Raw genomic sequence first — 24,166 nt, 5'->3', positions numbered from 1 at the left:
GACCGAACGAACGAACAGAACACATAAAGGAAGCCCCATGGACCTTGACATCGTCGCGCTCTCGCGCCTGCAGTTCGCCGTGACGGCGCTGTACCACTTCCTGTTCGTGCCGCTCACGCTCGGACTGTCGATCATCCTGGCCATCATGGAGACGGTCTACGTGATGACCGGGCGCGTCATCTGGCGCGACATGACCAAGTTCTGGGGCGTGCTGTTCGGCATCAACTTCGCGATGGGCGTGGCCACCGGCATCGTGATGGAGTTCCAGTTCGGCATGAACTGGAGCTACTACAGCCACTACGTCGGCGACATCTTCGGTGCGCCGCTGGCCATCGAAGGGCTCATGGCCTTCTTCATGGAAGCGACCTTCGTGGGCCTGTTCTTCTTCGGCTGGGACAAGCTCTCCAAGGTGGGCCACCTCACGGCCACCTGGGCCGTGGCCATCGGCTCCAACTTCTCGGCGCTGTGGATCCTCATTGCCAACGGCTGGATGCAGAACCCCGTGGGCGCGGCCTTCAACCCCGCGACCATGCGCATGGAGGTGACCGACTTCGCCGCCGTGCTGACCAACCCCGTGGCGCAGGCCAAGTTCGTGCACACCGTGTCGGCCGGCTATGTGTGCGCCGCGGTGTTCGTGCTCGGCGTGTCGGCGTGGTACCTGCTCAAGGGCCGCCACATCGAACTGGCCAAGCGCTCGATGACCGTGGCCGCGTCGTTCGGCCTGGCCGCCGCGCTGTCGGTGGCGGTGCTCGGCGACGAGAGCGGCTACCTCTCGGGCGAACACCAGAAGATGAAGCTGGCCGCCATCGAAGGCATGTGGGAGACGCAGCCCGCGCCCGCCGCCTTCACCGTGATCGGCTTCCCCGACCAGAAGGCGCGCGAGACGCACTACGCGATCCACATCCCGGCGGTGATGGGCCTGATCGGCACGCGCTCGCTCAACACCGTGATGCCGGGCATCGACGAGCTCGTGAAGCGCGCCGAGGCCCGCATCCGCGAGGGCCTGAAGGCCTACGACGCGCTGCAGAAGATCCGCGAGGCCGGCGGCGCCGACAAGGTCACGCAGGGCGTGCGCGGCGACTTCGAGGACAACGGCATCAACATGGGCTACGCGCTGCTGCTCAAGCGCTACGTGGACGATCCGCGCCAGGCCACCGACGAACAGATCGCCAAGGCCGCGTGGGACACCGTGCCGCAGGTGGCGCCGCTGTTCTGGCTGTTCCGCGTGATGGTGGGCATCGGCATGCTGCTGATCCTGCTGACGGGCACCTTCTTCGTGCTGTCGGCGCGCCGCGCGCTCGACCGCCACCGCTGGCTGCTGAAGGTCGCGGTGTGGGCGATTCCGCTGCCGTGGATCGCCATCGAATCCGGCTGGCTGGTGGCGGAGTTCGGCCGCCAGCCCTGGGTGATCGAGGGCGTGCTGCCGACCGCGGTGGCCGTGTCGAACCTGGGCGTGACGACCTTGCTGATCACGCTCGCGGGCTTCATCGCGATCTACACCACGCTGCTCATCATCGAGATGAAGCTGATGCTCAAGGCCATCCGCAAGGGGCCCGAGGTCGAGCATGCGCCCACCGAGGGCGATGCGCGCTCGCACATTCCGCCGGCGCGTGCCGCCACGTCTTCCTCTTCTGCCTCGACCGGGAGCGCCGCATGATCCTCCACACACTCCTCGACTACGACACCCTGCGCTTCATCTGGTGGCTGCTGATCGGCGTGCTGCTGGTCGGCTTCGCGGTGACCGACGGCTTCGACCTGGGCGCCGGCATGCTGCTGCCCTTTGCGGCGCGCAACGACATCGAGCGTCGTGTGGTCATCAACAGCGTGGGCCCGGTGTGGGAGGGCAACCAGGTGTGGCTCATCCTGGGCGGCGGCGCCGTCTTCGCGGCCTGGCCGCAGCTGTACGCCGTGTCGTTCTCGGGCTTCTACCTGGCGATGTTCGTGATCCTGTCGGCGCTGATCCTGCGGCCGGTGGCCTTCAAGTTCCGCAGCAAGCGCGAGTCGCCGCAGTGGCGCGCGCGCTGGGACGGCGTGCTGTTCTTCAGCGGCTTCGTGCCCGCGCTGATCTGCGGCGTGGCCGTGGGCAACGTGCTGCAGGGCGTGCCGTTCCGCTTCGGCGCCGACATGCACATCTTCTACGACGGCAGCTTCTTCGGCCTGCTGAACCCCTTCGCCATCCTCTGCGGGCTGGTGTCGGTGGCGATGCTGGTGATGCACGGCGCGGCCTGGCTGCTGCTCAAGACCGCCGGCCCGGTGGCCGAGCGCGCGCGCAGCTACGGCATGGTCGCGGCGGTGCTCACGCTCGTGTTCTACGCGTTGGCCGGCGTGTGGCTGGCGATGGGCATCGGGGGCTTTCGCATCAGCAGCGTGGTCGACGCGGTGGGCCCGTCGAACCCGATGCTGAAGACTGTCGAGCTGCATGCCGGCGCCTGGATGGGCAACTACGCGGCGCACCCCTGGACCATCGCCGCGCCGGCAGCGGGCTTCGTCGGCACGCTGGGCGCGCTGCTGGGGCTGGTGCTGCGCCGGCCGGGATTCGCGCTGCTGGCCGCGGCGCTGGGCATCGCCGGCATCATCCTGAGCGTGGGCGCGTCGATGTTCCCGTTCATCCTGCCCTCGTCGATCGACCCGCGCGCCAGCCTCACGGTGTGGGATTCGTCGTCGAGCCACCTGACGCTGTTCATCATGCTGGTGGTCACCGCGATCTTCATCCCGATCATCGTGGCCTACACCACCTGGGTCTACCACGTGCTGTGGGGCAAGGTCGACGAGCAAGCCATCCGCGACGAGAGCGGACACGCCTACTGAAACGGGAAGGAAAAAGACATGTGGTACTTCGCCTGGATCCTCGGCCTGCCGCTGGCCGCCGCCTTCGCCGTGCTCAACGCCATGTGGTACGAGCTGATGGACGACGAGGCCATCCGCAAGGAAAAGCTCGGCACGCCGGAAGCCCCGCAGGGGCAGGAACGGCTCTGACGCGCAGCGGATAGCCGTTCATCCAGCCCCGCGGCGACTCAGCTGTCGCCCGCGGGGCCTTTGCTGCTCTTCTTCGACGCACCGCCCGTGAGGCGGTCCTTGAGCGTCAGCACCTTCGTCACCGTCGCGCCCATGCCCATGAGCTGCATCGCAGTCTCGGGCGCCAGGCGCTGCACGTCGTCGAACCATTTCATCAGCCGGTCGATCAGGTCGTGCATCTCGCGCATGCGGGCCTGCGCGTGGCGCTCGGCGTCGCTGGTGGGCGATTCGAGCAGCGCGTTGCGCAGCATCGAGAGCGTGGGCTCGATCTCGCGGCGCCGGCGTTCCTCGGCCAGCACGCGGAAGATTTCCCACACGTCCTTCGGCGCCTCGAAATACTCGCGGCGGTCGCCCGCGTGGTGGCGCAGGTGCACGAGGCGCCAGGCCTGCAACTCCTTCAAACCCATGCTCACGTTGGAGCGCGAGAACTCCAGCATCTCGGCGATCTCGTCGGCATTGAGCGCGCGCTCCGACAGGAAGATCAGCGCGTAGATCTGGCCGACGGTGCGGTTGATGCCCCACTTGCTGCCCATTTCGCCGAAGTGGGCGACGAACTGGCGGTTGAGGGGAGGGAGGTCGGGTGCGGAAGCCATGCGGCGGATTGTCGCGCCGGATTGCTGGACGTTCGGAAGTTTCCGAAAACCCAGCAAGGCGGCGGGGTGCATGAATAACTAGTTTCGGTGATGGGTGAGAAACAAATTATTTACAAAAATAAACGTTTACTGACGGTTTGCCCATTTCTGGTGCATCCGGCCTCCCATTTCAAGGTTTTTCTCCCCATGAACAAAGCACATCGCAGCCTCTGGAACTCGTCGTTGGGGGCCTGGGTGGCTGTTTCCGAACTCACGCGCGCACGCGGCAAGCTCGCGGGCGGTGTTGTGCTGGCGGCGGCGGGACTGCTGGCCGGGGTGGGCGCCGCAGCCGCAGTGCCGGACATCATGCTCAACACGTCCGACCGGGGGTGGCAGAGCGATGTCGATCCTCATGTGGTGGGGAACTACAACTACGTCACGGGCTCGGATTGCACTTCTGCCTGCAGAAATTACCGGTCGTACTTTGTCTTCAACGTACCGAACCTGTCCCTGGCGCCGGACCAGGTGATCACGGCGGCGTTTCAGTTCAATGCCTTCAGCCTGGGTGGCATACCGGCCGCAGGCACGGTGCTGCAATTCCACCGGTACACGGGCGACATTCCAGGGCTCTCCTCTCCCGGCGTCGACCTCGCGAGGTTCGACGAACTGGGAAGCGGCCTCGCCATCGGCCAAGCCGAGGTGTCGCCTTCGACGCCGAATTCCAGCGCGCTGACCGTGGCGCTCAATGACGCGGGCTTGGCCGCCATCCTGGCGGGGCAAGGCGGCCAAGTCGCCTGGGGCGGAAGCCTGGCGAGCGCGCTCGGGGGCTACACGTCGTACGTGGCTGGGTACTCGAGTGGCCTCCCGTCTGATGGCAACACGACCCTGCGCCTGACGCCGGTAACCTTGGCTGCCGGCACCTACTACTGGGACCTCGACGGCACATCGGCTGGCGCGGGCGGCAGCGCGCCATCGGGCGTGTGGGGCCGTACGAATGCGCAGCGCTTCTGGAACGTCGACGCGGGCGGAGTTGGCCCGACCGTGGCGTGGATCGACGGCTCGAGCGCCGTGTTCGCGGCGGGCAGCGATGCCACTGGCAGCTACACCGTGACCTTGGGCGACAACGTCACCGTTGCCGGTGTCACCTACCGCGGTGGTGCGAGCGGCAGCCAGCTGACCCTCACGCCTGGCGCGGGCTACAAGATCGGCCTGGGTGCTGGCAACAACGTGTTCGACGCCCAGGCCGCCACGCTGGCGGTGCGCGCGGAAATCACGGGTGGAGGAACCCTGGTCAAGGAGGGCGCGGGCACGCTGAGCCTTGAGGTTGCCAATACCTACACCGGCGGCACGACCCTCAACGCCGGCACCCTGGAGATCCGCGACAGCGGGAGCATCGTCGGCAACATCGCCAACAACGCCGCGCTGGTGTTCAACCGCAGTGCCGACACCACCTTCGCCGGCAACATCAGCGGCACCGGCAGCCTTCTGCAGAAGGGCGCGCGCAAGCTGACCCTGACCGGCGATAACACCTTCACGGGCACCACCACCGTCGTGGCCGGCAACATCCTGCAGATCGGCGCGGGTGGCACCACCGGCAGCATCACGGGGAACATCAGCAACGACGGCGACCTGGTCTTCGACCGCGCGGACAGCCTGAGCTACGCAGGCGTCATCAGCGGCTCCGGCACCCTGTCCAAGAACGGCGTGGGCGTGCTGGAACTGACGGGCGCCAGCACCTACAGCGGCGCGACCGAGGTCAACGCCGGCACGCTGCGCGTGAACAACACCACCGGCAGCGCCACGGGCACGAGCACGGTGCAGGTCAAGAACGGCGCCACGCTCAGCGGCGGCGGCAGCATCGCGGGCCAGGTCACCATCGCCAACGGCGCGACGCTCGCACCGGGCAGCAACCTCGGCACGCTGACCACCGGCATGCTGCGCTTCGACCCCGGTGCCTTCCTGAGCTACGAGCTGGGCCAGGCGGGCACGGTAGGCGGCCCGCTCAACGACCTCGTCAAGGTCAACGGCGGCCTCGTGCTCGACGGCACGCTCAACGTGGCGCAGGCGCCCGGCGGCACCTTCGGGCCCGGGCTGTACCGCTTGATCAGCTACACCGGTTCGCTGGTCGACAACGGCCTGAACATCGGCACCGCGCCCGCGGGCACGACAGCCGGCGACCTGCACGTGCAGTCGTCCGTGCTCGGCGAGATCAACCTGATCAACAGCAAGGGCGTGTCGCTCGGCTTCTGGGACGGTGCGGGCGGCGATGCTTCCACCTACAACGATGGCACGATCAGCGGCGGCTCCGGCATCTGGCGCCTCGGCAACTCCACCCTCAACGACCCGTCCGACAGCTGGACCGGCGCCAACGGCAAGACCAACACCGGCTGGCAGCAGAACCAGTTCGCGCTGTTCGGCGGCGCGGCCGGCACGGTCCGGGTGGACAACACCGGCGGCGCGATCAGCATCGATGGCGCGCAGTTCTCCACCAGCGGCTATGTCGTCACCGGCGACGCGCTGACGCTGGGCAACGCCAACACCGTCATCAAGGTCGGCGACGGCACGGCGTCGGGAGCGCAGATGCAGGCCACCATCGCGTCGGTGCTGACCGGCGCGGGCGGCCTCACGAAGGACGACCTGGGCACGCTGATCCTCAGGGGCGCCAACACCTACACCGGCGGGACACTCGTGCGCGCCGGCACGCTGCAGGGCGACACCACCAGCCTGCGCGGCAACATCGTCAACGACGCCCAGGTGGTCTTCGACCAGGTGGCCAGCGGCAGCTTCGCGGGCACGATGAGCGGCACGGGCAGCCTGCGCAAGAGCGGCAGCGGCGAGCTGCTGCTCACGGCGGCCAACAGCTACAAGGGCGGCACGCAGGTCGATGGCGGCACCTTGAATGTGGGCGTGACAGGCGCGGTGGGTACCGGTCCGGTGGGCGTGAGCAGTGGCGCGGCCTTGATCTTCAGCGGCAGTGCGGATGCGGAAAGCCTAAAGATCACGGCAGGCGCCGCCCAGTCGGGCAACGGCGGCTTCGTCCAGTTCCAGGACAACGCCTCGGCCGGCCACGCGACCTTGACCGCGCATGCCGGCGGCTCGATCGACTTCCGTGGCAACGCGACGGCCGGCAATGCCACCATCGAGAACCGCGGTGGCGAGGTCATGGTCTGGTTCAACGCCAACGCAGGCAAGACCCACGTCACCAACTTCGCTGGTGGCACGACCTACCTCTGGGGCGACGCTTCCGCCGAGCGGGCGACCATCGTCAATGAGCGCGACGGCGTGCTGGACATTCGCGACAACGCAACGGCCGCGCAGGCGAGCGTGGTGAACAAGGCGGGTGGCACGGTCTTCCTGTCCAAGCTCGGCACACCCGGCATCACCATCGGTTCGCTCGAAGGCGCCGGCCGCGTGCTGCTCGGCGCAAAGGCGCTGACGACGGGCGCTCTCAACACCGACACCGAAATCTCGGGCGTGATCTCCGGCGTCGGTGGCTCGCTCGTCAAGGTCGGCACGGGCGCGCTCACGTTGTCAGGCGAGAACACCCACACCGGCGGCACGGCACTGCGCCAGGGCCGCCTGAACGTGGGCCACAGCCAGGCATTGGGCACCGGCACGCTGTCGATGGACGACGACACCACGCTGGGCTTCAGCGCGAACGGCCTGACGATCGCCAACACCATCAAGCTGACGGGCAACAACGACCCGGTCATCGACACCGGTGCGTTCAGCGGCACGCTGAGCGGTGCGATCAGCGGCGGCAGCTTCATCACCAAGCAGGGCACGGGCACGCTGACGCTGTCGGGCGCCAACACCTACACCGGTGCGACGAACGTGGCGCAGGGCACGTTGAAGGCCGGCGCGGTGAACACGCTGAGCGCCGCTTCGGCGCACAGCGTGGCCACAGGTGCCACGCTCGATCTTGCGGGCTTCAATCAGACCGTCGCGTCGCTGACGAACAGCGGCACCGTGTTCCTGGCCGGTGTGACCGCAGGTACGACGCTGACCGTCAAGGGCGCCTACGTTGGCAACAACGGCGTGCTCAAGCTGAGCACGACGCTCAACGGCACCGGCCCCTCGGACCGCCTCGTGCTCGACGGCCCCACGGCAATTGCCAGCGGCAAGACCCAGGTGCAGATCAGCAACCTTGGCGGCCTGGGCGCACTCACGAGCGGCAACGGGATCGAGGTCATCACCGCACAGAACGGCGCGACCACCACCGCGCAGACCACCAAGGACGCCTTCTCGCTGGCCGGCGGCCACGTCGACGCAGGCGCCTACGAGTACCGCCTGCATGCCGCCGACGCGAAGGGCGCAGGCGAGAGCTGGTACCTGCGCTCCACCACCGACGCGGTGGCGCCGGGCCAACCGGTGGGCGTGCCCGTCGTCACCTACCGTCCGGAGGCCGCGCTGTACGCCGCGCTGCCGGGCCAGCTTCGCCAGGGCAACCTCGCGATGTTGGGCGATGTGCGCAAGCGCGTGGGCGACGACGATGTGAAGGGCGCCGCGAGCACACCGACGGGATCGGACCGCCGCGCCTGGGCCCGCGTGCTCTCCACCGACATCGACATCCAGCAGGGCGGCACTGTCTCGCCCACCAGCAAGGGCCGCCTCACCGGCTTCCAGGCGGGCACCGACCTGCTCGCCACGCCGAACTGGCGCGCCGGCCTGTACGTCGGCCAGCTCGACGGCGATGCCCGCGTGAGCGGCTTTGCCAGCGGCATCCGTCATCTCGCGGTGGGCCGCAACGACCTGCGCAGCCAGTACGTCGGCGTGTACAGCACCTACACCGCCGACAGCGGCTTCTATGCCGATGCCTTGGTGCAGTCGGGTCGTCACCGCTACACGGTCGAGCCGATGCTTGGCGCGGGCGTGGGCGGCAAGGGGAACAGCTTGCTGGGCTCGATCGAAGTGGGGCAGGCCTTCGCGATCGGCGGCAGCGGCTGGCGCATCGAGCCGCAGCTGCAGCTGATCCACCACCACATGGACCTGGGCAACTCGGCCATCGTCGGTGCCATCGCGCAACCCCAAGCCGACAGCAGCTGGATCGCCCGCGCAGGCGTGCGGGTCAAGGGCCAGCTCGACACCGGCCTGGGCGTGCTGCAGCCCTACGGCCGCGTCAACGTCTACAAGACCTCGAGCGGCACCGACATCGCGCGCTTCGTGAACGGCGCCACCACGACCGACATCGCGGCACCGACCGGCGGCACCAGCACCGAACTCGCAGGCGGTTTCACGCTGGCCCTGAGCCAGGCGACGAGCCTGTACGGCGAAGTCGGCAAGCTGTGGTCGTCGGGCGGCGATGCCAAGGTGAAGAGCTCGGTCAACGGATCGCTCGGCGTGCGAGTCAAGTGGTAGGCGGGTAGCTTCAGGCCTCGGGGTCGGGTCCAGGACGCCGCCGGTACGACCCCGGCGCCCCACCGGTCCAGGTCTTGAAGGCGCGCTGGAATGCCGCGCTGTCCGAGAAGCCCAGCTCCTCGGCCAGTGCCGCCAGTGGCACGGTGCTGGTGTTCAGGCGCACGATGGCCACGTCGCGCCGCAGCTGGTCCTTGAGCGACTGGAACGAGGTGCCCTCGGTGGCCAGGTGGCGCTGCAGGGTGCTCACCGACATGTGCAGGCTGCGCGCGGCCGTGGCCAGGTCGGCCCAGGCCGGGCGGTGCTGTTGCAGCACGGTGCGCACGCGCGCGCTCACGGCCAGTTCGCCCAGCGGCGGCAGGATCACGTGGGCCGGCGCGGCGGCCAGAAAGTCGCGCATGGCCCGCGCGTCGCGGCGGATCGGCGTGGCCAGCGCGCTGGCGTCGAACCACACGGCCGACAGCGGCTGGCCGAACTGCAGCGGCGCGGGAAACACCTTGTTGTAGCGCGCCGCGTAGGGCGGCTGCTCGAAGCCGAAGTCGAAGCGGCGCGCCGTCAGTCGGCCGCCGTGCAGCCAGGCAAAGAGCCGCCAGTACACGCGCAGCATCAGCTCGTGCAGGAAGTTCAGCGGCGCGCTCGGCATGCCCTGCACCCGCAGGCCGAAGCCCGCAAGCGGCCCTTCGTGCAGCAGCACCATCTCGAGGTCGTCCTGCAGCAGGCTGAAGGTGCGGGCCACGCGCCGCAGCGCCACTTCGAGCGTGGGCGCGCCCATCGTGGCGCGGGTCATGAGCGCGAAGCTGCCGCAGCGCAGGCGGCGCGACAGGAAGCACAGGGCCTCGTCGTCCAGCCGCTCCATCAGCAGCGCGAACAACGCCACGTACTGCTCGGCCGTGACGCGCGCGCCCGGCGCGTCGAGCAGGGCGGGGGCGATGCCGGCGTCCTGCAGCGCGGTGTCGATGCAGATGGGCGCGTTGTCGCCGCGCGCGCGCACGCCCGAGAGCATGCCCTGGACGAACACGATCGGGATGGTGACGGGCGGTTGCAGCATGCGTGAGCGGATCAGACCTGACGGCGGCGCGGGTGTCGATTGAGGTTTTCTGCCATGCGGGCGATGCGATGCGCAATCGCCGCGGCACGGCGCGGTTTCTACCATGCGCCTACACAAGAACCGAACGGAGACAACCGCCATGTACCTGACCCAGTCGCTGCACCGCAGCGTGCAGCAGCACCCCGACCGGATCGCCGTGCGCGCCGCCGGCCGCACCCTGAGCTTTCGCGCCTATGCCGAGCGGGTCGCGCGCCTGGCGGGCGCCCTGCAGGGGCTCGGCATGCAGCCGGGCGACCGCGTCGCCATGCTGGCGCTCAATTCGGCGCGCTACCTCGAATACCAGATGGCCGTGCCCTGGGGCGGCGGCGTGCTCAACCCCTGCAACATCCGCTGGTCGGCGGCCGAAATCCTGTATTCGCTCGAGGACTCGGGCTCCTCGCTGCTGCTGGTGGACGACACCTTCCGCGCGGTGGTCGAGCAGATGCGCGGGCAGGCGACCAGCCTGCGCGAGGTGATCTACTGCGGCGACGGCCCGACGCCGCCCGGCATGCACGGCTACGAGGCGCTGCTGGAGGCCGCCTCGCCCGTGCCTGACGCGGGCCGTTGCGACGACGACCTGGCGGGCATCTTCTACACCGGCGGCACCACGGGCTTTCCCAAGGGCGTGATGCTGAGCCACACCAACATGGGCAGCTCGGGGCTGGCCCTGCATGCCGAGGGCCTGGCCGCGCCCGAGGGCTGCTACCTGCATGCCGCGCCGATGTTCCACCTGGCCGACATGGGCCTGGCCGCGCCGCACTGGCTGGAGGGCAACACGCACGCGATCATTCCGGCCTTCAGCCCTGAAGCGGTGCTGAACGCCATCGAGCAAGACCGCGTCACGCACGCGCTGCTGGTGCCCACCATGATCCAGATGCTGGTCGACCATCCGGCGATGCGCGAGCCGCGCGACCTCAGCAGCCTGAAGTGCATCACCTACGGCGCCTCGCCGATCTCGGAGGCGGTGCTGACCCGCGCGATGGCGGCTTTCCCGGGCGTGGACTTCGTGCAGGCCTACGGCATGACCGAGCTGTCGCCGCTGGCCACCGTCAACCCCGCGCGCAACCACACGGCCGAAGGCCAGCGGCGGGGCAAGCTGCGCTCGGCCGGCCGTGCCAGCTACTGCACCGAGGTGCGCATCGTCGACAGCGAGGGCATCGAGGTGCCGCGCGGCACCGTGGGCGAGGTCGCGGTGCGCGGCCCCAACGTGATGCAGGGCTACTGGAACCAGCCCGCGCAGACCGCCGCGGCCGTGCGCGGCGGCTGGATGCACACGGGCGACGGCGCCTACATGGACGACGACGGCTACATCTTCGTGGTCGACCGCCTGAAGGACATGATCATCAGCGGCGGCGAGAACATCTATTCGGCCGAGGTCGAGAACGCCATCAACCAGCACCCGGCCGTGGCGGCCTGCGCGGTCATCGGCATCCCCAGCGAGGAGTGGGGCGAGGCCGTGCATGCGGTGCTCGTGCTCAAGCCGGGCCAGCAACTGGCGGCCGACGCGCTCATCGCGCATTGCAAGGCGCTGATCGCGAACTACAAATGCCCGCGCAGCGTGGCGGTGGTCGAGGCGCTGCCGCTGTCGGGCGCTGGCAAGGTGCTCAAGACCCGGCTGCGCGAACCGTTTTGGCAAGGGCGCCAACGAAGCGTAGCCTGACGGTTTTCGAACTCTCTCTTCCTTCCCATTCATTCATTTCAGGAGCCCCTCATGAGCCAGGATGTCTACGTCGTCGGTGTCGGCATGATCCCCTTCACCAAGCCGGGCGCGAACCAGCCCTACCCGCAGATGGCCGCGCACGCGACCAACGCCGCCTTGAAAGATGCCGGCATCGGCTACGAGCTGGTGCAGCAGGCCTACGTCGGCTACGTGTACGGCGACTCCACCGCCGGCCAGCGCGCGCTGTATGAGGTGGGCATGACCGGCATCCCGGTCGTCAACGTCAACAACAACTGTTCTACCGGCTCGACCGCGCTGTTCCTCGCGCGCCAGGCCGTGGCCAGCGGCGCGGCCGACTGCGTGCTGGCGCTGGGCTTCGAGCACATGAGCCCCGGCGCGCTGGGTGCGGTGTTCAACGACCGCCCGAGTCCGTTCGATCATTTCGAGTCGATCACCGACGAGCTGGTCGGCAACGAGCAGGTGCCGCTGGCGCTGCGCTACTTCGGCGGCGCCGGCCTGGCGCACATGCAGCAGTACGGCACGCAGATGTCGACCTTCGCGAAGATCCGCGCCAAGGCCAGCCGCCATGCATCGAACAACCCGGTGGCGCTGTTCCGCACCGTCGTCACCGAAGACGAAGTGATGGCTGCGCCCGTCATGTGGCCCGGTGTGATGACGCGGCTCATGGCCTGCCCGCCGACCTGCGGCGCCGCGGCCGCCATCGTCTGCTCGCCGCGTTTCGCCGAGCGCCACGGGCTGGACCGCAGCGTGCGCATCAAGGCCCAGGCCATGACGACCGACCGCGCCATCACCTTCGAGGCGCGCGACATGCGCGAGGTGGTGGGCTTCAGCATGGCGCAGGAAGCCGCGCAGAAGGTCTACGACGCGGCCGGTGTCGGCCCGCAGGACATCGACGTGGTCGAGCTGCACGACTGCTTTGCGCACAACGAACTCATCAGCTACGAGGCGCTGGGCCTGTGCCCGGTCGGTGGCGCGGAGAAGTTCGTGGTCGATGGCGACAACACCTACGGCGGCAAGGTCGTCACCAATCCGTCGGGCGGCCTGTTGTCGAAGGGCCACCCGCTCGGCGCGACGGGGCTCGCGCAATGCACGGAGCTGGTCCAGCAGCTGCGCGGCACGGCCGAGAAGCGCCAGGTCGAAGGCGCGCGGATGGCGCTGCAGCACAACCTCGGATTGGGCGGCGCCTGCGTGGTCACGCTGTACGAACGCGTCTGAGGGCAGGGCCACCCATGATCGACAAGAAATGGATCGGCCACGAGCTGCCCGCGTCGGTGCTGCCCATCGAGCGCAGCCGGCTGCAGTTCTTCGCCAAGGCCATCGGCGAGACCGATCCGGTCTACACCGATGCCGCCGCCGCGCGCGATGCCGGCTACCCCGACCTGCCGGCACCGCCCACCTTCCTGTTCGCCGCCGAGCTGGACTCGGGCGCTTCGGACCAGCTGCTGACCGACCTGCAGATTCCGCTGTCCAAGCTGCTGCACGGCGAACAGAGCTTCAGCTACCACCGCCCCGCCTGCGTGGGCGACACCGTGACGGTGCGTTCCACCATCAGCGACATCTACGACAAGAAGAACGGCGCGCTCGAATTCGTCGTGAAGACCTCGCGCGCCACCAACCAGCGCGACGAACTCGTGGCCGAGCTGCGCACGGTGATCGTCTGCCGCCACTGAAGAAGGAACCTGCGATGACCCTTTGCTACGACACCGTCCAGGTCGGCGACGAACTTCCCGCGCTGCAACTCCCGCCGGTGAACCGCACCACGCTCGCGCTCTTCGCGGGCGCCTCGGGCGACCACAACCCGATCCACATCGACACCGACTTCGCGCGCAAGGCCGGCATGCCCGACGTGTTCGCGCAGGGCATGCTGGGCATGGCCTGGCTCGGCCGGCTGCTCACGCAATGGGTGCCGCAGGCGCAGCTGCGCCGCTTCGACGTGCGCTTCCAGGGCATCACGCACCTGGGCCATGCCGTGCGCTGCACCGGTCGCGTGGTCGAGAAGCTGGAACACAACGGTGAGCGCTGCGTGCGCGTGGAAGTGCTCAGCGCCAACCAGCACGGCCAGACGCGCATCGCGGGCGAGGCGCTGGTGGCGCTGCGCTGACCCCTTGAACGAACGAAAGAAAGAAGAGAGAAGAGACATGACACCCAAACTCGAAGGCAAGGTCGCCCTCATCACCGGCTCGGGCCGCGGCATCGGCCGCGCGATCGCGCTCAAGCTCGCGTCGGAAGGCGCGCGCGTCGTCGTCAACGACCTCGACGCCGCACCGGCCGAGGAGACCGTGCAGGCCATCCGCGCCGCGGGCGGGCAGGCCGTGGCCTGCGTCGGCAGCGTGTCGGCGCCGGACTTCGCCGAGCGCTTCGTGGGCACGGCGGTGAACGAGTTCAAGGGCCTGGACATCATCGTCAACAACGCTGGCTACACCTGGGACAGCGTGGTGCAGAAGATGACCGACGAGCAGTGGTACGCCATGATCGACGTGCACCTGACGGCGCCGTTTCGCATCCTGCGCGCCGCGCAGCCCGTGATCCGCGCGCTGGCCAAGGCCGAGGGCGACGCGGGCCGGCGCGTGGTGCGCAAGGTGGTCAACATCTCGTCGGTGGCCGGGCTCTTCGGCAATGCGGGGCAGGCCAACTATTCGACCGCCAAGGCCGGCATCGTCGGCATGACGCAGACGCTGGCCAAGGAGTGGGGCCGCATGAACGTCACGGTGAACTGCGTGGCCTTCGGCTTCATCCAGACGCGGCTCACGGCCAGCACGGCCGAGGCCACCACCGCGAACATCGAAGGGCGCGAGATCAAGGTCGGCGTCAACCCCGGCCTGCTGGCGATGATGGAACAGTCGATTCCGCTGGGCCGCGGCGGCACGCCCGAAGAGGCGGCTGGTGCGGTGTACCTGCTGTGCGCGCCCGAGTCGGACTACGTGAGCGGCCAGACGCTCATGTGCACTGGCGGGCTGACGGGGATCTGAGATGGCCGGCACGCAATTCGAAGAAGAAGGCATTGCCTGGGGCGTGCAGGACGGCGTCGGGCGCATCGTGCTGAAGCGGCCCGAACGCGCCAACTCGGTGTCGCTCGCAAGCAGCCACGCGCTGGCGCGGGCCATCGACGAAGTGCTCGAAGCGGCACCGCGCGCCATCCTGCTGACAGGCGAGGGCCGCGTGTTCTGCGCGGGCGGCGACATCGACAGCTTCGTGGCGGCGGGCGACAAGCTGCCCGAACTGGTCGACGCCATCCTCGACCGGCTGCATCCCGCGCTGCTGCGGCTGGCCCAGAACCCGGCGCCGCTGGTGGTGGCGGTGAACGGCACGGTGGGCGGCGCCGGCGTGGGGCTGGCGCTGTGCGGCGACTTCGTGCTCGCCACCGAGTCGATGAAGCTGCGCACCGGCTACGCGGCCATCGGGCTGTCGCCGGACGCGGGGAGTTCGTATTTCCTGTCGCGGCGCATCGGGCCGGTGCGCGCGCAGCAGTGGCTGATGCTGAGCGACGCGATCGACAGCGCGCGCTGCCTGGCGTCGGGTGCGGTCGATGCGCTGTACCCGGACGCCGAACTGGCGGCGGCTGCCGAAGCGCTGGTGACGCGGCTGGCGAACGGTGCCACCGCATCGTTCGCGGGCATCAAGGCGCTGTGCGGTGGTGCCACCGCGCGCCCGATCGAAGAACACTTCGAGATGGAACACCGCCTGCTGCGCCGACGCGCGGGCAGCGCGGATGGGCGCGAAGGCGTGAAGGCCTTCACCGAGAAGCGCGCGCCGCGCTTCTCGGGCCGCTGAGCGCGGCGGGCTGCTGCAGGCTCAGCTCTTCTTCTTGAAGAGCTTCGTGAGGCCCCACAGCGCCGCGCCGCCCGCCACCACGGCGACCTTCGCGAACTTGGCCAGGAAGGCGAGGGCGACCGCGAACAGGCCCAGCTTCTTCGCGGCTGCGCCGGCCACCAGCGCGGCCAGGCCGTAGGCGGCGACCTTGTCGGTCGATGCGTTGAAGTCCGCGTACTTCTTGCCGTCGTCGTACTGCAGCGCGCCGAGCAGCTTGGTGGCGTCGGGCTTGTACTTCTCGAGGTCGTTCGCGTTGGTGATGAGGTTCAGGCTCAGGTAGCCCTCGCGGCCCAGCGCGTAGGTGTTGTAGTTGACGCCGGGGTTGCCGCCGTCGCTGCCCTTCTTCTTCGAGAGGGCCGACCACACCAGCCGGTGCGTCGCGGCGTCGTACTGCGGCTTCTGCGCCCAGCCCGTGACCTCGATGCCCGGGATGCCGCGCTTGGCGCGTTCCTCGTTCGCGGCCTCGGTGCCTTCCTTCAGGCTCGTGAGCAGTTCGTCGGCGTTCCAGTCCTTGGCGTCGTCGTCCTTGATGTAGCCCTCTTTCACGAACTTCACGACCGCCATCCAGTCGCCGTCGTCGGCGGGGAAGATCGCGCCGATGAAGGTGTCGTCGGTGCGGTTGCCCATGCTGCGCATGAGCTGCGCGGCGGCGGGCGTCGGCACCCAGACGTAGCCGGCGGGCAGCTTCAGGTGGGCCTGGTCGCGCAGCGTGATGTCGGCGGGGCCGGCTTTCTGCACGGCCTTGGCGGCCTTGAAGGCGGCTTCCTGCTCGGCTTCGAGCGAGCTCGCGGTCGAGGCTGTGGAAGCGGTGGTGGGGGATGCGGCGTTGCTGAGGTTGGTGGCCGTCAGGGCGCACGCGAACAGCAAGCCGGCCGTCAGGCGGGCAGTATGAATACGCAAGTTCTCTCTCCTCGGTTGTTGTCGTTTCTGGTGAGACGCGAGGAGTTTATCGGCGCGCGAAGCCGCGCCGGCCGTGGGTTTCAGGGCCAGGGCGTGGGCGGCGGAATCTCGCAGACTGGCTCGACGTCAATGCTCTTGAAGTCGGCCGGTGAGACGATTTCCAGGTACTCCATGTCGGGCGAGTAGTCGAAGAGAAAGTGGCGGATGCCGGGGCGCTGGTGCACCACGTCGCCGGCCTCGACGCGTGTCTCCTTGTCCTCGTACATGAAGCGCGCCCAGCCCTTGAGCATGATGACGATCTGGAAGTCCGCCTCGTGGCGGTGCCAGCCGGTGCCCGCTTCCGGTGCCATGTTGGCCTTGACCAGGTGCGCGATCACCTTGCCGTGGGTGGCGGCCGCGATGCCGAGGTCGCGGTACAGGAAGAAGTCTCGCAACCCGCCCGAGACGTACTCGGTGTCACCGGGCTTGACGTGGGAGAACTGGGTGGCGGTTCGGTCCAGCATGGGCGCTCCTTCGCGGGGGGATGATGCTGCGGCGCAGCATGCATAAACCGTTCCTGAGCGAGGCCCATGGCTTGACGGCCCGCGGGTCGCTCCAGATACTCAACCGCATGGTTCACTCAGATGCCCTGGACGCCGTGTTTGCGGCCCTGTCCGACCCGACCCGCCGCAGCGTGCTCGAAGCGCTGGGTGAGGGCGGCCTCAGCGTGACCGAGCTCGCCGAACCGCACGGCATGTCGCTGACCGGCTTCATGAAGCACCTGCGCGTGCTCGAAGGCGCCGGCCTCATCTCGCGCAAGAAGGCGGGCCGCGTCGTGCGCTGCGAGCTGTCGCCGGGCCCGATGCAGGAGGCCGCCGTGTGGCTCTCGCGCTACGAGAAGTTCTGGACCGGCCGCCTCGATGCCCTGGCGCGCTTTCTCTACCACCAGGAGGACACCGAATGGCGAAACCTTCCCCCGGCCCCACCGCCGGCCCCGGCACCGATCGCCCCTCGCTCACGCTCCGCCGGCACTTCCGCGTCAGCCCCGCCAAAGTCTGGCGCGCGTGGACCGACCCGCAAGCGCTGAAGCACTGGTTCGGCCCCGAGGAGATCGTCGACGTGCCGCTGGCCGAGGTCGACCTGCGCGTGGGCGGGCGCTTTCGCGTGACCATGCTGGCGGCCGACGGCGAGACGCACGACGTGAGCGGCACCTACCTCGAGGTCGTGCCCGAACGCCGGCTGGTCTTCAGCTGGGCCTGGCGCAGCACGCCCGAGCGCGAGTCGCGCGTCACCGTGCAACTCGAACCCGATGCGGGCGGCTGCGAGCTCGTGCTCATGCACCAGCAGTTCTTCGATGAAGCGGCGCGCGACGGCCACAACCATGGCTGGACCGGCTCGCTCGTCAAGCTCGAAAGTTGGCTGGCCGGCGGCGACACCGGGTGACCGAACAACCGACGGCAATCGCCGACGCGCTGGACGCGATCTACCGCACCGAGTCGCGCCGCATCTTCGCCACGCTGGTGCGCCTGCTGGGCGATTTCGACCTGGCCGAAGAAGCCCTGCACGACGCCTTTCGCGCCGCGCTCGAGCAATGGCCGCGCGAAGGTGTGCCGGCCAACCCGCGCGCCTGGCTGGTGTCGGCGGGGCGCTTCAAGTCCATCGACGGCATCCGCCGGCAGGCGCGCTTCACGGCGTGGGACGACGCCACCGCCCACACCGATACGCTGGCCGACCCCGCGCCCGCCTGGCACGAGGCCGACCCCGATGCCGACGCGCTCGAGGACGACCGCCTGCGCCTGGTCTTCACCTGCTGCCACCCCGCGCTCGCGCCCGACGCCCAGGTGGCGCTCACGCTGCGCGAGGTCTGCGGGCTGGCGACCGAGGAGATCGCGCGCGCCTTCCTCGTGCCCGCGCCCACCATCGCGCAGCGCATCGTGCGGGCCAAGGCGCGCATCCGCGACGCGGGCATTCCGTACCAGGTGCCGGGCCTGGCCGAATTGCCCGAACGGCTCGATGCCGTGCTGCGCGTGGTGTACCTCGTGTTCAACGAAGGCTACGCGGCCTCGTCGGGCCAGAGCGTGACGCGCGCCGACCTCTCGGCCGAGGCGATCCGGCTCGGGCGCTTGGTGGCCGAACTGCTGCCCGACCCTGAGGCGCTGGGCCTGCTCGCGCTGATGCTGCTGCACGACGCGCGCCGCGCCGCGCGCACCTCGGCGCAGGGCGAGCTCGTGCTGCTCGACGCGCAGGACCACAGCCTGTGGCACCGCGGGCAGATCGGGGAGGGCGCGGCGCTGGTCGAGCGTGCGCTGCTGTCGCGCCGCTTCGGCCCGTACACCTTGCAGGCCGCCATTGCCGCAGTGCATGCCGAAGCCGCCGAGGCCGCCGCCACCGACTGGCCGCAGATCGTCGGCCTGTACGACGTGCTGTTGCGGCTCGACCCCTCGCCCGTGGCCGAGCTCAACCGCGCGGCGGCCGTGGCGATGCGCGACGGGCCGGCGGCCGGGCTGGCGCTGATCGACGCGCTGCTCGCGCGCGGCGAGCTGGCCCGCTACCACCTGGCGCACGGCGCGCGCGCCGAACTGTGCCGGCGCCTGGGCCGCACCGACGACGCGCGTGAGGCTTATCTGCAGGCGCTGTCGCTGGTGCGCCAGCAGCCCGAGCGGCAATTCCTGGAGCGGCAGCTGGCCTCACTGCCGGACACGAAAAATTTTTGACGCCCCTTGTCGATTCCGGCCGTCGCCGTTCGACCAGTGGTGTCCCCACTCACATCTGCAAGGAGATTCCGCATGAAATACCTCTGCCTCGTTCACTGCGACGAAGCGGTGCTTCGCGCGCTGCCGCCCGACGAGCGCCGTGCGCTCAATGCCGACTCGATGGCCTACGACCGCGTGCTCGAAGCCGCTGGCCATTTCATCGCCGCCGAGGCGCTGAGCCCGGTGCGCGCCGCCAAGGTCGTGCAGGTGCGCCAGGGCCAGCGCTCGCACGTCGACGGCCCGTACGCCGAAGCCCGCGAGCAGCTGTGCGGCTTCATCCTGGTCGAGGCGCGCGACCTGAACGCCGCGATCCAGCTGGCGGGCCGCATTCCGATGGCGCGCTATGGCGCCATCGAGGTGCGTCCCATCGACGTCATGGAAATGATCGAAAACCCCGAGGGGAATGCCGCATGAGATACCTTTGCCTGATCTACGGAACCGACGCGCAGACGAGCCACTTCTCGGCGCAGGACATGGACCACTACATCAACGAACACATCGACTACGACGCCCACCTGCAGGCGCTCGGCAAGCTCGTCGTGGCCGAGGCCCTGCAGCCGGCCGGCACGGCGGTCACGGTGCGCATGCGCAACGAAAAACTCTCGGTCACCGACGGGCCGTTCGCCGAAACCAGCGAGCAGCTGGGCGGCTTCTACCTGGTCGAGGCCGACAGCGAAGAAGAAGCGCTGCAGCTCGCGTCCGGCATTCCCTCGGCGCGCTTGAGCAGCATCGAGGTGCGCAAGGCCTGGTCGGCAAGCGACAGCGGAGCCGGCCCATGAGCGGCGCACTCGACCGGGCGGCACCCGCCCGCGCCACGGCGCGCGAATGGACGGGGCTGGCCGTCATCGCGCTGCCCTGCATGCTCTATTCGATGGACCTCACGGTGCTGAACCTGGCGATCCCGTCGATCAGCGAAGACCTCAAGCCGACCGCCTCGCAGCTGCTGTGGATCGTCGACATCTACGGCTTCTTCGTGGCCGGCCTGCTGGTCACCATGGGCACGCTGGGCGACCGCATCGGGCGGCGCCGGCTTCTGCTGATCGGCGCGGTGGCGTTCGGCGTGGCCTCGGTGCTCGCGGCCTTCTCGACCAGCGCCAACATGCTGATCGCCACGCGCGCGCTGCTGGGCGTGGCGGGGGCGACGCTGGCGCCGTCCACGCTCTCGCTGATCCGCAACATGTTCCTCGACCCGGCGCAGCGCACCGTGGCCATCGGCGTGTGGATCTCCAGTTACTCGGCTGGCGCGGTCATCGGCCCGGTGCTGGGCGGCGTGCTGCTGCAGTTCTTTCCGTGGGGCTCGGTGTTCCTCATCGGCGTGCCGGTGATGGTGCTGCTGCTGGCGCTCGGGCCGTGGCTCTTGCCCGAGTACCGCGACCCTGACGCGGGCGCGCTCGATCTGGCCAGCGTGGCGCTCTCGCTCGGCGCGGTGCTGGCGGCCATCTACGGCATCAAGCAGGTGGCCGAGCACGGGCCTGACGCGGTGTCGCTGCTGGCCATCGCGGCCGGTGCGCTGCTGGGCTGGCTGTTCGCGCGCCGGCAGGGGCGGCTGGCGAATCCGATGATCGACCTGCGCCTGTTCAAGCTGCCGGCCTTCAGCGTCTCGCTGGGGGCCTACATGCTGGCCTGCTTCGTGATGTTCGGGCTCTTTCTGTACAACGCGCAGTACCTGCAGCTGGTGCTCGGCCTGCCGCCGCTGGCGGCGGGCCTGTGGAGCATGCCGGGCGCCGGCGCTTTCATCGTCGGTTCGATGATCGTGCCCGCGCTCACGCGGCGCCTGTGCCCGGCCTACGTGATGGGCGGCGGGCTGGGCGTGGCGGCGCTGGGCTTCGGCATGCTGGTGCTGCTGCCGGCGCAGGGCGGGCTGGCCTGGATGGTGACGAGTGCGGTCATCTCTTCGCTCGGCCTGGCGCCGGTGTTCACCCTGGCCACCGACCTGGTCGTGGGCAGCGCGCCGCCCGAGCGCGCGGGCGTGGCCTCGGCCATCTCGGAGACCAGCTCCGAGTTCGGCGGGGCGCTGGGCATCGCCATCCTCGGCAGCGTCGGTGCGGCGATCTACCGCGCAACCATGGCCGACGCCGTACCCGCCGGCCTGGCCGATGCGGCGGCGGTCGAAGCCGCCCGCAGCACGCTGGGCGGAGCGGTCGCGCTGGCTGGGGAACTGCCCGGTACCACCGGCGCCGCGCTGCTCGACAGTGGGCGCGACGCGCTGCTGCGCGCCCTGCGGCTGGTGGCCGGCCTGTGCGCCGTGGTGCTGCTGTTCGTCGGCGTGCTGGTGGCGGTGCGGCTGCGCGGGGTGGGCGCGTCGCATGCGCAAGAGGGCGCCGTACCCCCGGGCGGCGCCGCATTGCCGGAGCGTTGACGAGCCTCCATACTGGGGCTTCCACGACGCACCCCACGACCGAACGGAGGCCCCATGAGCAACGAACTGCGCAAGAAGCTGCATGACCTGGCGGAACTGTCCGACAGCACCTCCGACCCGCAGACCAAGGCCATCGTCGAGGCGATCCGGCTGCAGACGGCGGTGCTGAACGAGCGGTTGTTCAGCATCGAGCTGCAGCTCGGCGCGCTCGCCAAGCGCATGGAAAACACCACCGACTGAGTCGGCTGCTGCTTTGTGGGGATAATCCCCGGCATGAGCGGCAACACCTTCGGAACTCTCTTCGCGGTCACCAATTTCGGCGAGTCACACGGCCCAGCCATCGGCTGCGTGATCGACGGCTGCCCCCCCGGCATGGCCCTGAGCGAGGCCGACATCCAAGGCGACCTCGACCGCCGGCGCCCTGGCACCAGCCGCCACGTCACCCAGCGCAACGAGCCCGACGCGGTGCAGATCCTGTCCGGCGTGTACGAGGGCAAGACCACCGGCACGCCCATCGCGCTGCTGATCCAGAACACCGACCAGCGCAGCAAGGACTACGGGCAGATCGCCCAGCAGTTCCGCCCCGGCCACGCCGACTTCACCTACTGGAAGAAATACGGCATCCGCGATCCGCGCGGCGGCGGGCGTTCTTCGGCACGCCTCACCGCGCCCATGGTCGCGGCCGGCGCCGTCGCCAAGAAGTGGCTGGCCGAAAAATACGGGATGGTGTTCCGCGGATGCATGACGCAGATCGGCGAGATCGCCATTCCCTTCGAGAGCTGGGACCATGTCCCGAACAACCCCTTCTTTGCCCCCATCGCCGACGTGAGCGCGCTGGAGGACTACATGGACCGTTTGCGCAAAGCGGGCGACTCGTGTGGCGCGCGCATCCGCGTCACCGCCACGAACGTGCCCGTGGGCCTGGGCGAGCCGCTCTTTGACAAGCTCGACGCCGAGATCGCCTACGCCATGATGGGCATCAACGCCGTGAAGGCCGTGGAAATCGGCGCCGGCTTCGACAGCGTCACGCAGCGCGGCACCACGCACGGCGACTCGATCACGCCGACCGGCTTCCTCAGCAACAACGCGGGCGGCATCCTGGGCGGCATCAGCTCGGGGCAGGACCTCGAGGTGAGCATCGCGATCAAGCCCACCAGCTCGATCATCAGCCCGCGCCAGTCCATCGACGTGAACAACAACCCCGTCGAAGTCATCACCAAGGGTCGCCACGACCCCTGCGTGGGCATCCGCGCCACGCCCATCGCCGAAGCGATGCTCGCGCTGGTGGTGATGGAACACGTGCTGCGCAACCGCGCGCAGTGCGGCGACGTGAACCCGCCCGTCGAGAAGAGCGAAGCTGCGTCGCCGCAGTCGTCTTTCCTGTAGTGTCTGCCGCGCCACCTGTGGCCGCCGGACGCGGCCACCTGTTGGCGTTCGCTGGCCTGTCGGCCAGCTACTTCGCGCACATCGGTTTCTTCAATCCTTACCTGCCTCTGTGGCTCAAGGACCTGGGCCTGCCGATCTTCACGATCAGCCTGCTGGCCTCGGTGCAATCGATCACGCGCGTCTTCGCGCCCTACGCCTGGGGCGCGCTCAGCGACCACACCGGCCAGCGCGTGAAGTTGCTGCGCTTCAGCGCCGCGGTGGCGCTGGCCAGCTCCTTCGGGCTGTGGTGGCACGGCGGCGCCTGGTGGCTCGCGCTGGTGCTGCTCGTGATGTTCACGCACACCAGCTCGATGATGTCGCTCACCGAAGCGGCCATGGCGCAGATCGTCGCGGGCGACTGGGGGCGCTACGGGCGCATCCGCCTGTGCGGCTCGGCCGGCTTCCTGGTCACCGTGTTCGTCGCGGGCGAGTGGTTCGAGCGCTTCGGCATGAAGCACTTTCCGTACTGGGCCGCCGGCACGCTGGCCGTGGTGCTGCTCGCGACCATGAAGCTGCCCGACCTGCGCGAACCGCCGGCCGCGCACGACGCCGTGAAGGAGCCCATCGGCCCCGTGCTGCGCATCCCCGCCGTGCGCTGGTTCTTTGCGTCGCTGTTCTTCCAGGTGATGTCGCACTTCTCGGTGTACGCGTTCTTCTCGCTGTACCTCGATTCGATCGGCTACGGCAAGAGCACCATCGGCCTGCTGTGGGCGCTGTCGGTGGTGGCCGAGATCGTTTGGTTCTTCCTGCAGGGCCGGCTCATCGGCCTGTTGCCGATGCCACGCTGGATGCTGGTGTGCGGCATTGCAGGCGTGGCGCGGCTCGGGCTCACGGCCGGGCTCGGCGGCTTCATCGCGGCGCTGGTCATCGCGCAGTGGCTGCATGCACTGAGCTTCGCGGCGCACCACACGGCCTGCATCGCCGTGGTGTCGCGCCGCTTCCCCGGCCACCTGCGCGGACGCGGGCAGGCGCTGTTCACGGTGATCGGCTACGGCTTCGGCGGCGTGCTGGGCGTGCTGCTCGGCGGGGCGGTGGCACAGGAGCTGGGCTATCGCACGATGTTCGCGCTGGCGGCGCTGCTGGCGGTGGCCGGCACGTTGTGCGCGTGGCGGATGGTGGTGCTCGAACCGTCGGGGCGCGCGGCCAAGGCCTGAGCCGGGTTCAGGGGAGGGCGCTTCGGGGGCGAAGTGTCATGGGCCGTACATGACCGAGTCACGGCCGCGACCTACG

General features: G+C 69.1%; 22 protein-coding genes and 1 pseudogene. 19 read left to right on the top strand and 4 right to left on the bottom strand.

All coding sequences use genetic code 11. The annotated features are described in order from the left end of the window. Positions 1–37 precede the first annotated feature (37 nt). From AC1RAD_RS16745 to cydX, 3 genes are read left to right on the top strand one after another with little or no spacing between them, the layout of a single operon-like run. Positions 38–1,657 carry a cytochrome ubiquinol oxidase subunit I gene (locus AC1RAD_RS16745; RefSeq protein ID WP_095947372.1) on the top strand — a complete coding sequence of 540 codons (1,620 nt, stop codon included), beginning with the start codon at positions 38–40 and terminating at the stop codon, positions 1,655–1,657. Then, positions 1,654–2,808, top strand: a complete 1,155-nt coding sequence (gene cydB, locus AC1RAD_RS16740; protein ID WP_159277448.1) for a cytochrome d ubiquinol oxidase subunit II — start codon at positions 1,654–1,656, stop codon at positions 2,806–2,808. Before AC1RAD_RS16745 ends, cydB begins: the two co-directional genes overlap by 4 nt. 18 nt (positions 2,809–2,826) lie before the next feature. Next, the gene (gene cydX, locus AC1RAD_RS16735) at positions 2,827–2,976 is read left to right on the top strand and encodes a cytochrome bd-I oxidase subunit CydX (RefSeq protein WP_095744810.1); all 150 of its coding nucleotides are present in this window, start codon (positions 2,827–2,829) and stop codon (positions 2,974–2,976) included. Between the two features lie 38 nt (positions 2,977–3,014). Here cydX and AC1RAD_RS16730 read toward each other — a convergent pair whose 3' ends face one another. After that, on the bottom strand, positions 3,015–3,608 hold the full coding sequence (locus AC1RAD_RS16730; RefSeq protein WP_492736043.1) for a GbsR/MarR family transcriptional regulator: 594 nt from the start codon (positions 3,606–3,608) through the stop codon (positions 3,015–3,017). A gap of 186 nt (positions 3,609–3,794) precedes the next feature. On the opposite strand from AC1RAD_RS16730, the gene AC1RAD_RS16725 reads away from it, so the two are divergent. Beyond that, positions 3,795–8,945: an autotransporter outer membrane beta-barrel domain-containing protein gene (locus tag AC1RAD_RS16725; protein ID WP_492736041.1), complete on the top strand. Its 5,151-nt coding sequence runs from the start codon at positions 3,795–3,797 to the stop codon at positions 8,943–8,945. Between the two features lie 10 nt (positions 8,946–8,955). Here AC1RAD_RS16725 and AC1RAD_RS16720 read toward each other — a convergent pair whose 3' ends face one another. Then, on the bottom strand, positions 8,956–9,990 hold the full coding sequence (locus tag AC1RAD_RS16720; protein WP_159272324.1) for an AraC family transcriptional regulator: 1,035 nt from the start codon (positions 9,988–9,990) through the stop codon (positions 8,956–8,958). 139 nt (positions 9,991–10,129) lie between these two features. On the opposite strand from AC1RAD_RS16720, the gene AC1RAD_RS16715 reads away from it, so the two are divergent. The 6 genes from AC1RAD_RS16715 to AC1RAD_RS16690 are packed head-to-tail and all read left to right on the top strand — an operon-like array spanning position 10,130 to position 15,481. Continuing rightward, positions 10,130–11,689 carry a long-chain-fatty-acid--CoA ligase gene (locus AC1RAD_RS16715; RefSeq protein ID WP_492736038.1) on the top strand — a complete coding sequence of 520 codons (1,560 nt, stop codon included), beginning with the start codon at positions 10,130–10,132 and terminating at the stop codon, positions 11,687–11,689. Between the two features lie 51 nt (positions 11,690–11,740). Then, complete coding sequence (locus AC1RAD_RS16710) at positions 11,741–12,925, top strand: lipid-transfer protein (protein ID WP_095947377.1); 1,185 nt, start codon at positions 11,741–11,743, stop codon at positions 12,923–12,925. Positions 12,926–12,939: 14 nt separating this feature from the next. Beyond that, the gene (locus tag AC1RAD_RS16705) at positions 12,940–13,380 is read left to right on the top strand and encodes a MaoC family dehydratase N-terminal domain-containing protein (protein WP_070059441.1); all 441 of its coding nucleotides are present in this window, start codon (positions 12,940–12,942) and stop codon (positions 13,378–13,380) included. A gap of 14 nt (positions 13,381–13,394) precedes the next feature. Continuing rightward, positions 13,395–13,811, top strand: coding sequence for a MaoC family dehydratase (locus AC1RAD_RS16700; protein ID WP_492736036.1), 417 nt, complete (start codon positions 13,395–13,397; stop codon positions 13,809–13,811). 37 nt (positions 13,812–13,848) lie between these two features. Continuing rightward, positions 13,849–14,679: an SDR family NAD(P)-dependent oxidoreductase gene (locus AC1RAD_RS16695; RefSeq protein ID WP_492736034.1), complete on the top strand. Its 831-nt coding sequence runs from the start codon at positions 13,849–13,851 to the stop codon at positions 14,677–14,679. Between the two features lies 1 nt (position 14,680). Further along, positions 14,681–15,481: an enoyl-CoA hydratase/isomerase family protein gene (locus AC1RAD_RS16690; protein ID WP_492736032.1), complete on the top strand. Its 801-nt coding sequence runs from the start codon at positions 14,681–14,683 to the stop codon at positions 15,479–15,481. 21 nt (positions 15,482–15,502) lie between these two features. On the opposite strand, the gene AC1RAD_RS16685 is transcribed toward AC1RAD_RS16690, so the two are convergent. Both AC1RAD_RS16685 and AC1RAD_RS16680 read right to left on the bottom strand, forming a co-directional pair. After that, positions 15,503–16,420: a DUF2167 domain-containing protein gene (locus AC1RAD_RS16685; RefSeq protein ID WP_492725922.1), complete on the bottom strand. Its 918-nt coding sequence runs from the start codon at positions 16,418–16,420 to the stop codon at positions 15,503–15,505. 80 nt (positions 16,421–16,500) lie between these two features. Beyond that, positions 16,501–16,923, bottom strand: coding sequence for a cupin domain-containing protein (locus tag AC1RAD_RS16680; protein WP_062475795.1), 423 nt, complete (start codon positions 16,921–16,923; stop codon positions 16,501–16,503). Between the two features lie 20 nt (positions 16,924–16,943). Between AC1RAD_RS16680 and AC1RAD_RS16675 the strand changes: the two are divergent. The 9 genes and pseudogenes from AC1RAD_RS16675 to AC1RAD_RS16635 form a co-directional block, all read left to right on the top strand. Next, positions 16,944–17,210 (top strand): annotated as a pseudogene (locus AC1RAD_RS16675) (ArsR/SmtB family transcription factor); the annotation flags it as partial. Positions 17,211–17,359: 149 nt separating this feature from the next. Then, positions 17,360–17,842 (top strand): SRPBCC family protein, encoded by a 483-nt coding sequence (locus AC1RAD_RS16670; protein WP_308789317.1) that lies wholly within the window; start codon positions 17,360–17,362, stop codon positions 17,840–17,842. Further along, complete coding sequence (locus tag AC1RAD_RS16665; protein WP_492736030.1) at positions 17,839–19,113, top strand: RNA polymerase sigma factor; 1,275 nt, start codon at positions 17,839–17,841, stop codon at positions 19,111–19,113. Before AC1RAD_RS16670 ends, AC1RAD_RS16665 begins: the two co-directional genes overlap by 4 nt. A 72-nt stretch (positions 19,114–19,185) precedes the next feature. Further along, positions 19,186–19,566 (top strand): YciI family protein, encoded by a 381-nt coding sequence (locus AC1RAD_RS16660; protein ID WP_492685284.1) that lies wholly within the window; start codon positions 19,186–19,188, stop codon positions 19,564–19,566. Further along, entirely contained in the window at positions 19,563–19,931 is a 369-nt protein-coding gene (locus AC1RAD_RS16655; protein ID WP_492736028.1) for a YciI family protein, read from the top strand. The genes AC1RAD_RS16660 and AC1RAD_RS16655 overlap by 4 nt, the downstream gene beginning before the upstream one ends. Beyond that, the gene (locus AC1RAD_RS16650) at positions 19,928–21,511 is read left to right on the top strand and encodes an MFS transporter (RefSeq protein WP_492736026.1); all 1,584 of its coding nucleotides are present in this window, start codon (positions 19,928–19,930) and stop codon (positions 21,509–21,511) included. Before AC1RAD_RS16655 ends, AC1RAD_RS16650 begins: the two co-directional genes overlap by 4 nt. A 54-nt stretch (positions 21,512–21,565) precedes the next feature. Continuing rightward, complete coding sequence (locus AC1RAD_RS16645) at positions 21,566–21,751, top strand: hypothetical protein (RefSeq protein WP_062475744.1); 186 nt, start codon at positions 21,566–21,568, stop codon at positions 21,749–21,751. A gap of 33 nt (positions 21,752–21,784) precedes the next feature. Then, positions 21,785–22,897: a chorismate synthase gene (gene aroC, locus AC1RAD_RS16640; RefSeq protein ID WP_095947386.1), complete on the top strand. Its 1,113-nt coding sequence runs from the start codon at positions 21,785–21,787 to the stop codon at positions 22,895–22,897. After that, positions 22,897–24,090 (top strand): MFS transporter, encoded by a 1,194-nt coding sequence (locus AC1RAD_RS16635; RefSeq protein WP_062475736.1) that lies wholly within the window; start codon positions 22,897–22,899, stop codon positions 24,088–24,090. Before aroC ends, AC1RAD_RS16635 begins: the two co-directional genes overlap by 1 nt. Positions 24,091–24,166: the final 76 nt, after the last annotated feature.

Source organism: Variovorax sp. GW823-FHT04B03 (genome assembly GCF_058796495.1).
The sequence above is the reverse complement of the archived record's forward strand: the minus strand, read 5'-3'. Positions and strand labels throughout refer to the sequence as shown.